The organism is Pseudomonas sp. TE9122, assembly GCF_056278925.1.
The window spans coordinates 2257559-2270788 of the sequence record NZ_JBWBQI010000001.1 but is presented as its reverse complement, the minus strand read 5'-3'; the positions used below and the strand labels follow the sequence as shown (position 1 = coordinate 2270788).

Sequence of the window (13230 nt, the reverse complement as noted above, 5' to 3'; positions counted from 1 at the left end):
ATCGCGCCATGGCCAACCGTCGCTTGATGACCCTCGCATGGATTTTCACCGAGAAGTTCGGCCTGATTTTCCTGTCGATGATTACCTTTGTCGTCTACGCGCATTTGCTGACGCCGACGGAGCTGGGCATCGGCACGTTGATCATCGCCGTGGTCGAAGTGGTCGGCATTCTGTTCTCGTCGATGCTGGAAGACCCGCTGGTGCGCCTGCAGCGGATGGAAGACAAACACATCAGCAGCGTGTTCTGGTTTGCCGTGCTGGTCAGCCTGCTATCGATTGCGTTGATCTCGTTGGCGGTGGTGCTGTATACGCCGTCCACCGCGTTGCGCTGGATGACCGCCGTGGCCTCGGTGAAAATCCTCTTCACCCTGATGGCCCGGGTGTATGTGGCACAGATGCGCCGCAGTGGCAATTTCAAGTTGCTGGCCTCGCGTACCTTGCTCGGTAAAGTCGCGGGCGGGGTTGGCGGTGTGGCCGTGGCGATGCTGGGTTTCGGCCCGTGGGCGGTGGTTGCCCAGGCGCTGATCATGGACGGCGTTTCCACACTGGTGCTGATGCGCAGCGAACGTCGGCGCATTCCCTTGCTGATCGACCGCCAGGTGCTGAGCGAACTGCTGCGCGCCGGTCTGCCGGTCTGCGTCAATGTCATGAGTTCGCAAACCCTGCAACGCGGCGTCAATCTGATTCTCGGCCTGACCGCCGGGGCGCACGCGGTGGGCATGTTCAATCTGGCCATGCGCATCATCGACCTGCCGCGCTCGGCGATCTGCAACGGCTTGATGAGTTACGCCCTGCCGGTGTTCGCCCGGCGCAGTGCCGAACCGGCGCGGCTGATCGGGATGATTGGCGATTCCACGGCGATCAGCGGCTTCGTGCTCACGCCGCTGTTCTTCGGCATCGCCCTGACCGCCGAAGACATCATCCTGCTGATCTTCGGCGCGAAATGGGCCGATGCGATTCCTTTGCTGCAAGTGCTCGCCTGCACGGCGGCGCTGGGCAATCTGGCGCTGTACGCGACCACAGCGCTGGTGGCGGTCAATCGCACGCACTTGACCCTCAAGGCGGAAGTTGCCACCACCCTGCTCGCGCTGGCGCTGGTCTATTTGCTTGGCGCGACCTACGGCGGCATGGCGGCGGCGCTGGCATTGCTGCTGCGCATGCTGCTGATCACGCCGTTGCAGGTACGCGGCCTGCACGCCGCGATCGGTTACGACTGGCGCAGCTTCTTTCAGTCCAGTTACCGCAGCCTGCTTGCCTCTTTCGTGATGGTCGTCGTGGTGATGTGGCTGTCGCGGCAGACCGGCCTGTCCGGTTATGCGCACCTGGCCGGCGACATTGCCATCGGCACGCTGACCTATGCCTTGGCCTACAGCCTGCTGCACCCGCGCTGGCCGCAAGAATTCAAGTTGGTGTTCACCGCCCGCTGAGCCGGATTTCCTCGCAATGGAGCACGTCGTCATGCGCAAAACCACGTTGATCACGGGCGGTGCCGGCTACATCGGTTCGCACACGGCATTGCAACTGATCGAAGCCGGACACTCGGTGCTGATCCTCGACAATCTGTGCAACAGCAGCCGCGAAGCAGTCGCACGGCTGGAGCTGTTGAGTCATTCGCACGTCGATTTCATCGAGGGCGATATCCGCGACGCCGCACTGCTGGACGAGATTTTCAGCACCTACGCGATCGACGCCGTGCTGCATTTCGCCGGGCTCAAAGCCGTTGCGCAAAGCGTGCGCCGGCCGATGGATTACTACGCCAACAATGTGTTCGGCACGCTGAACCTGTGTCAGGCGATGGCCCGCGCCCACGTGTTCAATCTGGTGTTCAGTTCCTCGGCGACGGTGTACGGCGAGCCGGCCCGCATGCCCATCGTCGAAGAGCACGGCACCGGCAAACCGGTTAATCCCTACGGGCGCTCGAAGTTGATGATCGAAGAATTGCTCAGCGACCTTGCCCTCGCCGATTCACGCTGGAACATCGCTGTGCTGCGTTACTTCAACCCGATCGGCGCGCACCAGAGCGGGCTGATCGGCGAAGCACCCAGCGGTCGGCCGAACAATCTGCTGCCGTGCCTGACCGAGGTTGCCAGCGGCCAGCGCGCTGCGCTGACCGTTTATGGCAATGACTATCCAACCGTTGACGGCACCTGTATTCGCGATTACATCCATGTGCTGGATCTGGCCGAAGGTCATCTCAAGGCGCTGCAGGTTTTGCAAGGCGACGAGCATGGCCTGCACGTATGGAATCTCGGCAGCGGCACCGGCTACAGCGTATTGCAGATCATCAGCGCCTTCGAAGACGTCACCGGCCTGCGCATTCCCTACCGCTTCGCCCCACGCCGCGCCGGAGATATCGCCGAGTGCCGCGCCGACGCGAGCAAGGCCGGGCGCGAGCTGGGCTGGCGGGCACAACGCGAGCTGACGCAGATGCTCATCGACAGCTGGCGCTGGCAGACCAGCAACCCATGGGGCTACCGCCCGAAACCGGCGCCGCTGCTGGCGGTGGGTAGCTGAACCGGCGCACATCCATGTTAGGGACGACTCATGAACAGATCACCATGCTTGCTGTTGGTTTTGCTGCTGCTGAGTGCTGGCGTCAGCGCCAATATTCCACGACCGGTCACCGATGGACTGGTGCTGTGGCTGGACGGCAATGATCCGGCGGCCATGACCCTCGAAGGACAAAATCAGGTCGTGCGCTGGCGGGACAAATCCGGCAAGGGCAATGACGTCGTCGTCGACAATCGCGCGGCGACGACATTGCCCACGCGCGTCGACAACGCCCTCAACGGCCACGGCGTGGTGCGTTTCAGCGGCACGGCGGCGTTCATGGGCCAGGCGATCCGCACAAGCAAAGGCCCGGTGACAGTCTTTATCGTCTCGCGGCGTCTGCCCGAGCAGGCCGGCGGCAAGGCCTGGCAGCGACTGTTCAGCTCGCGGCCGCAACTGGCGGACAACGATAACGTCGCACCGAATTTCGGCATCAGTGTGCAGCAGACCACCGCCTACGAGCCAGCCCTGGCCTTGCTGGAAACCAGTGACGTGCCGATCGGCCCGTTCGCGGTGGCGCGCAATGTAGTGGGCACCTCGGAGATTCTGCGAGGCGACATCGCCGAGGTGTTGGTTTATGACCGCCCATTCAACAGCCAGGACGAACGCCGCAATGTGTTCGAGTATCTCGCGCAAAAGTGGGCGGTCGCCATTCCGCAGCAGGCCGATGCCTGGACCCGCGTCGGTCCGCTAGGACCGACCCCGACGCACGTTACGCCCGATCTGCCGTTATCGGACCAGGCCAATGCCGGCGGTTGGACACGCGATACGCGGCTGTCAGACGAATTCAACGGCAGCGCCCTCGATGCCGAACGCTGGCACGTCAACAACGCCACCGGCACCGATTCCCTCGGGCGCAAACCGGCGCTGTTTTTGCCGGAGAACGCCAAGGTCGGCAGCGGTAATCTGAACATCACCTTCCGCAAACAGACCCTCCCCGAGAAATACGTCGCCTTGGGCTACAAGGACTACAGTTCGGCGATGGTGCGTACCCATGAACGGGGGATGTACGGCTATTACGAAGCCCGGGCGAAGCCGATGAACTCTGCCGGCTCCAGTGCGTTCTGGCTGGCGTGGACCGGGCTGCCGGAAAACGCCACGGAAATCGACATCTTCGAAATCGGCGGCAAAACCCGCAACGAAGCGTTCGACCGCCGGTACAACATGAACGCCCATGTCTGGGCCAGACCGCAGAATGATCAACACCTGAGTTCCGGCAGCACGTGGAATGCCCCTTGGCGGCTGGCCAGTACCTTTCATGTCTACGGTTTCGACTGGCAACCCGAGACCTTGCGCTGGTATGTCGACGGCGTACTCGTCCGGGAAGCAAAGAACAGCTACTGGCATTTCCCGATGCAAATCGTCTTCGACAGTGAAGCGATGTGGGACTGGTTCGGCGTGGTCGACGATGCTGACCTGCCGTCGGTGTTTCGCATCGATTACGTGCGGGTCTGGACGCGCTCAGCGCAGTAGTGCTGTGCTCAACGGTTTTGTACCCTCGCTTGCATCCGCCACCGCGCGCGGAAAGCTCCCTGAACCACGAGCAATTCTTCCGGCGTGCCGTCCTGCACTAACTCGCCTCTCTTCAAGCGCCATCCCCCGCCCCTCGATACCCGCAAAAACCCCTCGATCCTGCTCGCAAAGGTTGACGTGCGCCAAGCCAACCGAGAGCTGCCCTCGCCCTTTGCTCTACCATCCATCGGCTGTGTTGGAAAATCATCAAACCCAAGTGCAAGTCCGTTATCAGAATCGGTAACCACTCCAGCAACAGACATCCTCGAGGACACTCATGGCTAATGATCCCTCCAACTCCGATCGCATCTGGTCCAGACCGGAGCATGCGGTCGAGACAACCTTTCCTGCCAGCAATCCGATTTCACCGTGAGTCTTGACCGGCGCAGCCTCAATCTTGTCGCGGCAGCGTTCGCGCTGACGGCGTTGTCCTATGGCCTGGCGCGCTTCGCCTATGGACTGCTGCTGCCGCAGATTCGTCAGGATCTGACGCTCAGCGTGACCGCTGCCGGCTGGATCGGTGGCAGTGCGTTCGCCGCTTACTGTGTGGGCATCGTTGCGACGTTTGTCTGCAATGGCAAAATCAGTCCGCGCGGGTTGACGGTGATGGCCGGTGCAGCGGCCACGCTGGGGATGGGCCTGGTGGTTGTGGCCTCGTCGGGGCTGACGTTGGGCTGTGGTGTGGCGCTGGCGGGATTGAGCACGGGTCTGACTTCGCCGCCATTGGCCAGCGCGGTGGCAGCGCGTCTTGATGATGCGGATCGTCCGCGGGCCAATGGCTTTATCAATGCCGGAACAGCGGCGGGAATCGTTTTTTCCGGTTTTGCGGCGATATTGGCGGCCGGGCAATGGCGCCAGCTGTATGCCCTGTTTGCCTTGATCGGCATCGGCGTTACGCTCTGGCTCTGGTTTGCGGTGCCGCGACGGGTCGAGCATGACGTCGCGCAGAACTTCTCGCTGGCAATGCTGCGTCGACCCAGCGTACTGCCTTTGTGCGCCAGTGCTTTCCTGATGGGCCTGGCGAGCACGGCGATCTGGACATTCGGCGCCGATATTTTGCGCAGTAAGGCTGGTTTCTCCGATCAGGCGATTGCGTGGGCGTGGATCGTATTGGGCGCTGCGGGAATCAGCGGCTGCATGACGGGCGTGCTCACTGGCCGCTTCGGTGTCGCACGGATGCAGCATCTGGCGCTTGCCGGGATCGCCCTCGGGACGTTGGGCCTCACTGGCGCATCAGTTTCAGCCGGATCGGGCCTCGCCGCGATGTGTCTGTTTGGCGCGGCCTACATCGTTTCTTCAGGCGTTTATCTGCTGCAAGGCATTCGTTTGTTGCCGGACCGCCCGGACCTGGGACTGGGCATTCCGTTTCTGCTTCTGGCGCTCGGTCAGACCGCTGGCACGCCGGTTTTCGGCGCGGTGCTGGAGGCTGCCGGTGTGATCGTTGCCCTTTGTGTTTTCGCGGCGGCCGCTTGCGCCGCCATGGTGCTGTGCCCAAGAGATGGTGAAAGTCCGCGCAGACAGATGTGCCAATCCACCGAAGGCTTGGGTCGCTAATGATTTTTATCGTCAGGAGTACAAACCATGGCCGTAAACATCAGCAATCTCACCCTCTCCACTCCGGTACCCGTCTCGGCGACCAATCCAGTCGCACTGGAGCTCAACGGCGCCGAAGCCATTGCGCAATTTCCCAGCATCGTCACCGTGCTGCCGGACGGATCGCTGCAACTGTCCGCGCCGACCAAAGGCGCCTCAAGCAAGAGCACCCACCGCACCCGCTGCGAATGGAAAGAATCCTTCTATTGGTCGCTGGCCAGCGCCGCTGACCACCTCAACTATCAGGAGATGACCGTGACCAAGGTCAACTCTGCGCAGAAAGTCGTTATTTCGCAGATGCATGTGAAAAACGACGACAGCCCCGCCATCAAGGTGTTCTGGCAGAAAGGCAACATCACCATGGGCTTCCGCCAGAGCTTCAATCAGCCCATCCCGATCAACACCACGGTGCTCAAGGGCGTGCCACTGGGGGCGAAGTTCAAGATCACCATTCGCGCCAACTCTGCCGGCGTAGCTCGAGTCACCGTCGACTACAACGGCGTTGTCGGTACATCAGGTGATTTGCAGCTCGACTCAACCTGGAATTCGCAGGTGTTCAATTTCCACGGCGGGGTCTACAACCAGATCGACTACACCGACGCCACGCCGCCAGAGGATGGCTCGATCTGCATCATCAGTGACTTGTTGATTTCGCATACTTAGGCGCTGAAACGAGCAAGGGCCTGCGTAGTTTTTGCATGCATGGCCCTTGTCGGAGCTCAGCCCGATGATCGGTTTTCATTCTCCTCTCGAACCTCAAAACAGCCTGCGTCCTAACGTCGCAGCCTTCAGCTATTGGCAAATCCTGCGCAAGCCGTAGAATCCCGCGCGCTCTTGCAAGCGCGCGTCTGGTCACAGACGCGAACTTGCAGGGCTGGCCATGTCGTCCGACGCCACCGCCCTGCCCGATCGGCAGACATTTGCACAACACCTGTTCCAGCCTGGCAACCGCATGCGCAGAGGCGCACGTTGCGCTGTTCGATTTCTTGAGGTTTTTATGTCTCCGCGTTTGCTGGCCATGGCGCTGGCGCCCCTGCTCGGGCTGTTCATTATTGCTCTGGGCAATGGTTTTCTGTCTTCCCTGACCACCCTTCGCCTGGACGCCGCCGGCGCCTCGGCGACGATGATCGGAGTTGTTTCGTCGGCCTACTTCATCGGCCTGACGCTGGGCGCGGTGTTCAACGACCGGCTGATTCTGCGCATCGGCCATATTCGTGCCTACGGCAGCTTCGCCTCGCTGATCGCCGTGACGATTCTGTTGCAGGGTCTGTTCTACGACACCTGGGGCTGGCTCGTCCTGCGCCTGATCAACGGCTGGGCCACGGTGGGTGTGTTTCTGGTGATCGAAAGCTGGCTGCTACTGGCCGGTGACGAGAAGATTCGCGGGCGCTTGCTCGCGCTGTACATGATCGTCCTTTATGGCGCTGGCGTTTTGGGCCAGGCGACGCTCGGGACCATCACCGGCATGAGCGACAGCGCGCCGTTCATGGTCGCCGGCATGCTCGCTGCGTTGTCGGTGCTGCCGATCGTGATCCTGCCGCGCGTGTCGCCGCTGCTCGATCAGGTCGAGCCGCTCAAGCCCCGGCAACTGCTGGGCGTGACGCCGACCGGGCTGGTCGGCTGTTTCGGCTCGGGGGTGACCATCGCGGCGATCTACACCTTGTTGCCGCTGTATCTGCAACGCAGAGGTCTGGACGTCGGAGAAGTCGGCAGCATGATGGCCTGGACGATTCTCGGGGCGATGTTGCTGCAGTATCCGGTCGGACGCTGGTCCGACCGCACGGATCGCTTGCAGGTGCTGACGCTTCTGACGGTGGCATGCACGGCATTATCGCTGGTGATTGTGCTGCTGCCGCTGTCTTCGACAATGCTCGCGGCGATGCTGTTTCTGCTCGGTGGCGGGGTGTTCGCGCTGTACCCGGTGGCCGTCAGCCACGCGGCCGACCGCGCCCCGGCCGAAGCGCTGGTGCCGATGATTCAGGGTTTGCTGCTGATCAACTCGCTGGGCTCGGCCATCAGTCCGATGATGATCTCGCCGGTGATGAACTCGTTCGGCGCCAACGGCCTGTTCTGGGTATTTGCGGTGGTCAACCTGAGCATGGTCAGCTTTTTCTTCTGGCGCCGCGGCAAACGCCCGGTGCCGGCCAACCCCGCACCGTTCACGGCAGCAGCCACCTATTCACCGACAGGTGCGGAGTTGCGGGTCACCGAGGATTTGCGCGTGGCCGCTGAGGAGCACCCGGCGATGATGGATGCGATCAGCGGGGAACTGGTGACGCAGCCACGGTGACCGCTGATCAGCAACTGCCCGGCGGGATGCCGTCCTTGTTGAAGTCCTTCAAGCGCTCACGCTCTTCTTCAGTGGAATGCGCCGGGGTGGTTTGATCCGGTACTTCTTGCGGCACTTCGGTATTTTCTTCAGTCATGGCTTTGCCCTCGTTGTCGATGCTATTTCGGCATCGGCGAGGGCTGGCAGTTCCGGATTTTCAGCTCCACCGCAGCCATGCGCTTGAGTTGCGGCGAACATTACCTTCAGCGAACAGCGCCAGATGCTTGCCTCAAGAGCGGGTACGCTCAATCAGCATCCTCTGCAACGTGTTGTCCTTCACCCAGTAATGATGGAACAGCCCCGCCAGCGCGTGCAGGCCGATCAGCCAGTAGCCGGCACTGCCAATCCATTCGTGCCAGTACTTGAGTTGTTTGGCCAGGTCCGGATCAATAGCCACCGGCGCCGGCACATGGAAACCGAAGTACGGAAACGGTTTATCGCCCGCCGCGAGCATGAGCCAGGCGAGTAGCGGTGTGACAATCATCAATCCATACAGCGCCAGGTGCGTCAGGTGCGCGATTGCGGTCTGCCACGCTGGCGGCTTGGGGATGATCGGCGGACGCGGGGTCAGGCGGCCGATCAGACGAATCCACACCAACGCGAAGATGCTTGCGCCAAACAGCCCATGCATACCCATCAGCAGGCCGCGTGCTTCGCTGCCTTTGGGCATATAGCCTTTGATTTCGACGCACGCATACACACCAACGAACAACGCCAGCATAAGCCAATGCAGGATGATTGAGAGTTTTCCATAACGGGTTACAGCGGTGTCGCGAATCATAGGAAACGCCTCGTGATTGTTGTGGAGCGACGATCATCTCGCTCGAAATTATCGATCCGGTTGCCCTGAATCAAGGCTGACCATGCTTGCCCAGCCTTAAGGGAGTCTGAAGATCGGCGCTGCGGTTAACGGTTTTTCATCTTCAGACTTCGTTAAGAAATGGCTTGGATACTGCGCTCAAACCCATTGAGGGAGGCGTTCTGCCCATGCCCGAATTCGACTGGAACATCCCGCTGCCCTTGCACTTCGGCCAGGCCGAATCGTTGCCGATGACGCTGAGAAACGCGTTGCCGGAGGACGAGCTGCGCGCGCCCTTCGAAGCCTTTATCCAGCAGCGTTTTCGCACGGCTCACGGTGCCGAAATCCGCCATTTCATGCCCGAGCTGTTCGGCATGCACAACAGCGATGGCCAGTTGTGCGCAGTGGCCGGGGTCCGTCGAGCGCATCTGGAGGCACTGTTTCTCGAGCGCTATCTGGATGAACCGATCGAGCCGTTGATCAGCGCCGCCGCCGGTCGTGCAGTGGATCGCACGGTCATCGTCGAAGTCGGCAACCTCGCCGCCAGCGATACCGGCAGTGCGCGCCTGAGCATCATCGCCATCACCTATCTGCTGGCCATGGGCGGCCTGGAATGGGTGACCTTCACCGGCAACATCGGGCTGGTCAACAGCTTCCATCGCCTCGGTTTGAAGCCCGTGACATTGTGCGCCGCTGATCCACAGCGACTGGGTGACGAGCGTCAACACTGGGGCAGTTATTACGAAAGCAAACCCTGGGTGCACGTCGGCAACATTCGCGCGGGATTTGTTCACCTGCGCAATATTGGCCTGTTCACTCGCCTGGGTTTGCCGACTTCTGTTGAAGGAGCCTGCCATGTCGCTTGAATTGCAACGCTTCCAGGAAACCCTGCGCGACCATGCCCGGCGCAATGACAACGCCTCAGCCCTGTGGGGCGACACGCTGAGAATAGATTACGCCACGCTGTATGCCGAGGTGTTGTATCGCCAGGAGCGCCTGCGCGATGAGCAGGTGCAGGTGATTGCGCTGGCGCTGGACAACGGCGTCGACGCGATGCTTTGGGATCTGGCTGTGTTGTTCGAAGGCTTGACCTGCGTAACGCTGCCGCCGTTTTTCAGCGCCGCGCAGCGCGCCCATTGTCTGGAGCAGAGCCAGGCCGAACGGGTGATCGCCGAGCCGGAACTGCAAGCCGAGCTGCTGGCGGCGGGCTATGAATTACGAGGTGAATTCTGGTGTCGCTCGTTCAATGGCCCGAGTCGCATGCCGGCGGGCACCGCGAAACTCACGTTTACCTCCGGGACCACCGGCACGCCGAAAGGGGTGTGCCTGAGCGCCGACAGCTTCCTGCGCGTTGCCCGGGAGCTTGATCAGGCAAGCGCAGCCACTGGACCGGAGCACCATCTGGCGCTGTTGCCTTTGGCGATCCTGCTGGAGAACCTGGGCTGTTATGCCGCGCTGTACGCCGGTGCGGTGTTGAGCCTGCCAAGCCAGACAACCCTCGGCATTCAAGGTGCCAGCGGCATCGATGTTGCGCGCCTGCTCGGTTATCTGGGCAAGCGTGCGCCGGAGAGCCTGATACTCGTGCCACAGCTGCTGCAAGTTCTGGTCAGCGCCGCTGAACAGAAGGCTTTCGATCCGCAAACCTTGCTCTTCGCCGCGGTCGGTGGCGCGCGGGTGTCAGTGGATCTGCTGCACCGCGCGCAACGGGTCGGGTTAGCGGTTTACGAGGGATACGGCTTGTCCGAGTGCGCCTCGGTCGTATGCCTCAATCGCCCCGGCGCGCGCCGTCCGGGCAGCGTCGGGCGCCCTCTGCCTCATATAGAGGTGCGGTTGGCCGAGGACGGGGAAGTGCTGATCAAGGGTTCGGTGTTGCTCGGTTATCTGGGGGAGCCGGCGTATACCGATCAATGGTGGCCGAGTGGCGATCTGGGCGAGTTCGATCCGGAAGGTTTTCTCTATCTCAAGGGCCGCAAAAAACACCAATTCGTCACCAGCTACGGGCGAAACGTCAACCCGGAATGGGTCGAGTCGGAACTGACCCAGCGCCGCCACATCGCTCAAGCGTTCGTCTATGGCGAGGCGATGCCGCACAACCACGCCCTGCTCTGGCCGCATCGTCCGGACTGCACCGATGCCGAGCTGGCCGCCGCCGTCGCCGAAGCGAACGAGGCGTTGCCCGATTACGCCCAGGTGCATCAGTGGACGCGCCTGGCGCAGCCCTTCACCGCCGCCAACGGCCTGCTCACCGCCAATGGCCGGCCGCGCCGCGACGCCATCATCGCGCAGTACCGCACGCAACTGACCGAATCCGCCACTTCCGAGGAATCCGCATAATGAGTTTTTTCGACACTCTGCAAGAAGCCACGCAACGCGAACGCCACGAGCTGTTCAACCTGCCGATCATCGTCGATGCGTTGCAAGGCAAGGTCAGCCTCGACAGCTATCGGGCTTTTCTTGCCCAGGCTTACTACCACGTGCGCCACACCGTGCCGCTGATGATGGCTTGCGGTGCACGCCTGCCGACGCGCCTGGAATGGCTGCGCAAAGCGGTGTGCGAGTACATTGAGGATGAATACGGCCACGAGCAGTGGGTACTCAACGACATTGCCGCCTGTGGTGGTGATCGCGACACCGTGCGCGATGGCCAGCCGTCATTGTCAATCGAGCTGATGGTCAGTTTTCTCTACGACCTGATCGCCCGGGGCAATCCGGTGGGTCTGTTCGCCATGGTGAACGTGCTCGAAGGCACCAGCATTGCCCTGGCGACCCACGCGGCGGGGAGCATTCGCGATCGCCTGGCGCTGCCGGAAACGGCATTCAGCTATCTGAGCTCCCACGGCGCGCTCGATATCGAGCACATGCAGACCTATCGGCGGTTGATGAATCAGCTGGAAGACCCTGACGATCAAGCGGCGGTCATTCATGCTTCGAAAGTCGTCTATCGGCTCTACACCGACATGTTCCGTGATCTGCCGCGCGACGCTGAGGCCCAACATGCAGCTGCATGAAGCCCGCGTGGTGCTGACAGGTGCCAGTGGCGGCATCGGCCTGGCCATCGCCAGTGCCTTGTGCGCCGCCGGTGCCAGGGTATTGGCCGTGGCGCGGCATCAGGAGGCGCTGTTGCCGCTGCTTGAGCGGTATCCGCAGAACCTGTGCTGGGTCGCCGCCGACCTGACCTTCCTCAGCGATCGGCGCAAAGTGTTGGCCGCCGCCGACGCCATCGGCGGCATCAACCTGCTGATCAACGCCGCCGGGGTCAATCACTTCGCCATGCTCGAACAGCTCGATGACAGTGACATCAACGCGATGCTGGCGGTGAACATCAGCGCGCCAATCTGCCTGACCAAAATGCTGTTGCCGCTGCTCAAGCAGGCTGACAGTGCGATGGTGGTCAACGTCGGCTCGACCTATGGCTCGATCGGCTACCCAGGTTACGCCAGTTATTGCGCGAGCAAATTCGCCCTGCGCGGATTCTCCGAGGCGTTGCGCCGCGAGCTGGCCGACACGCGGGTCAGCGTGTTGTATGTCGCGCCCCGGGCCACCCGCACCTCGATGAACAGCGCCGCTGCGCAAGCCTTGAACGATGCCCTCAAGGCCAGCGTTGACGATCCGCAGACCGTGGCGTCGGCAGTGATGCATGCGATTGCCGGCGACCGTCGTGATCTGTACCTAGGCTGGCCGGAGCGATTTTTCGTCCGTTTGAACAGCTTACTTCCCCATCTGGTGGATCGCGGTCTGCGCAAGCAATTGCCACTGATCCGCCGTCTCAGTGAAAAACCTGACAACGAGGCTTCAAAGCCATGAAAAAACTCTCCACATGCCTGCTGTTTGCCGCCCTCAGTCAAAGTGTCTGGGCGCTTGAGCCGGCTGATCAGCAACGTCTCACCGGCATCCAGCAGAACTGGGCGCACATTCAATACGAGGTCGCGGAAAAGCAGCGCGCCGCGGCGTTCGAGCAATTGGCCAGCGAAGCCAACGCGTTCACCACGCAACGTCCGAATGTGGCCGAAGCCTGGATCTGGAAAGGCATCGTCACCAGCAGTTGGGCCGGTGCCGAGGGCGGGCTCGGTGCCCTGGGCAAAGCCAAGGACGCCAAAGCGGACCTGGAAAAATCCCTGACGCTTGACCCTAAAGCCTTGCAGGGCTCGGCCTATACCAGCCTCGCTGCATTGTACGATCGGGTACCGGGCTGGCCGATCGGCTTCGGCGACAGCGACAAGGCCGAGCAATTGCTCAAACAAGCCCTGCAGCTCAACCCCGATGGCATCGACAGTCTGTACTTCTGGGGCGACCATCTCTACCGTCAGAAGCGCTACGCTGAAGCCAAGGCAGCGCTGATCAAGGCCAGACAAGCCGCACCCCGTGCGGGCCGCGAAAGTGCCGACGCCGGGCGTCGTAAAGAGATCGACGCCTTGCTGGTGGACGTGAACAAGAAACTCGACTGAAA

Annotated in this window: 13 protein-coding genes; 11 read left to right on the top strand and 2 right to left on the bottom strand. The window is 61.7% G+C overall.

The window, feature by feature from the left end; all coding sequences use genetic code 11:
• The first annotated feature begins 8 nt into the window (after nt 1-8).
• The 6 genes from ACZ9BE_RS10345 (at nt 9) to ACZ9BE_RS10320 (ending at nt 7945) form a co-directional block, all read left to right on the top strand.
• The gene (locus ACZ9BE_RS10345) at nt 9-1427 is read left to right on the top strand and encodes an oligosaccharide flippase family protein (protein ID WP_476249363.1); all 1419 of its coding nucleotides are present in this window, start codon (nt 9-11) and stop codon (nt 1425-1427) included.
• Nucleotides 1428-1458: 31 nt separating this feature from the next.
• The gene (galE, locus tag ACZ9BE_RS10340; protein ID WP_476249362.1) at nt 1459-2514 is read left to right on the top strand and encodes a UDP-glucose 4-epimerase GalE; all 1056 of its coding nucleotides are present in this window, start codon (nt 1459-1461) and stop codon (nt 2512-2514) included.
• Between the two features lie 30 nt (nt 2515-2544).
• Nucleotides 2545-4023: a family 16 glycosylhydrolase gene (locus tag ACZ9BE_RS10335; protein ID WP_476249361.1), complete on the top strand. Its 1479-nt coding sequence runs from the start codon at nt 2545-2547 to the stop codon at nt 4021-4023.
• A gap of 408 nt (nt 4024-4431) precedes the next feature.
• Nucleotides 4432-5616 carry an MFS transporter gene (locus ACZ9BE_RS10330; protein ID WP_476249360.1) on the top strand — a complete coding sequence of 395 codons (1185 nt, stop codon included), beginning with the start codon at nt 4432-4434 and terminating at the stop codon, nt 5614-5616.
• Nucleotides 5617-5643: 27 nt separating this feature from the next.
• The gene (locus tag ACZ9BE_RS10325) at nt 5644-6318 is read left to right on the top strand and encodes a polysaccharide lyase family 7 protein (RefSeq protein ID WP_476249359.1); all 675 of its coding nucleotides are present in this window, start codon (nt 5644-5646) and stop codon (nt 6316-6318) included.
• A gap of 289 nt (nt 6319-6607) precedes the next feature.
• Nucleotides 6608-7945: an MFS transporter gene (locus ACZ9BE_RS10320; protein WP_337957967.1), complete on the top strand. Its 1338-nt coding sequence runs from the start codon at nt 6608-6610 to the stop codon at nt 7943-7945.
• A 7-nt stretch (nt 7946-7952) separates the two neighbouring features.
• On the opposite strand, the gene ACZ9BE_RS10315 is transcribed toward ACZ9BE_RS10320, so the two are convergent.
• Both ACZ9BE_RS10315 and ACZ9BE_RS10310 read right to left on the bottom strand, forming a co-directional pair.
• Nucleotides 7953-8081 (bottom strand): hypothetical protein, encoded by a 129-nt coding sequence (locus ACZ9BE_RS10315; protein ID WP_095179833.1) that lies wholly within the window; start codon nt 8079-8081, stop codon nt 7953-7955.
• A 132-nt stretch (nt 8082-8213) separates the two neighbouring features.
• On the bottom strand, nt 8214-8765 hold the full coding sequence (locus ACZ9BE_RS10310; RefSeq protein WP_041478765.1) for a cytochrome b: 552 nt from the start codon (nt 8763-8765) through the stop codon (nt 8214-8216).
• A gap of 206 nt (nt 8766-8971) precedes the next feature.
• Between ACZ9BE_RS10310 and ACZ9BE_RS10305 the strand changes: the two genes are divergently transcribed.
• The 5 genes from ACZ9BE_RS10305 to ACZ9BE_RS10285 are packed head-to-tail and all read left to right on the top strand — an operon-like array spanning nt 8972 to nt 13228.
• Nucleotides 8972-9649 carry a thermostable hemolysin gene (locus ACZ9BE_RS10305; protein WP_041478764.1) on the top strand — a complete coding sequence of 226 codons (678 nt, stop codon included), beginning with the start codon at nt 8972-8974 and terminating at the stop codon, nt 9647-9649.
• Nucleotides 9639-11117, top strand: a complete 1479-nt coding sequence (locus ACZ9BE_RS10300; RefSeq protein ID WP_476249358.1) for an AMP-binding protein — start codon at nt 9639-9641, stop codon at nt 11115-11117. Before ACZ9BE_RS10305 ends, ACZ9BE_RS10300 begins: the two co-directional genes overlap by 11 nt.
• Entirely contained in the window at nt 11117-11791 is a 675-nt protein-coding gene (locus tag ACZ9BE_RS10295) for a TenA family transcriptional regulator (RefSeq protein ID WP_476249357.1), read from the top strand. The genes ACZ9BE_RS10300 and ACZ9BE_RS10295 overlap by 1 nt, the downstream gene beginning before the upstream one ends.
• Nucleotides 11778-12587: an SDR family oxidoreductase gene (locus ACZ9BE_RS10290; protein ID WP_095179828.1), complete on the top strand. Its 810-nt coding sequence runs from the start codon at nt 11778-11780 to the stop codon at nt 12585-12587. Before ACZ9BE_RS10295 ends, ACZ9BE_RS10290 begins: the two co-directional genes overlap by 14 nt.
• Nucleotides 12584-13228 (top strand): tetratricopeptide repeat protein, encoded by a 645-nt coding sequence (locus ACZ9BE_RS10285; protein ID WP_041478760.1) that lies wholly within the window; start codon nt 12584-12586, stop codon nt 13226-13228. Before ACZ9BE_RS10290 ends, ACZ9BE_RS10285 begins: the two co-directional genes overlap by 4 nt.
• The last annotated feature ends 2 nt before the right edge of the window (nt 13229-13230 follow it).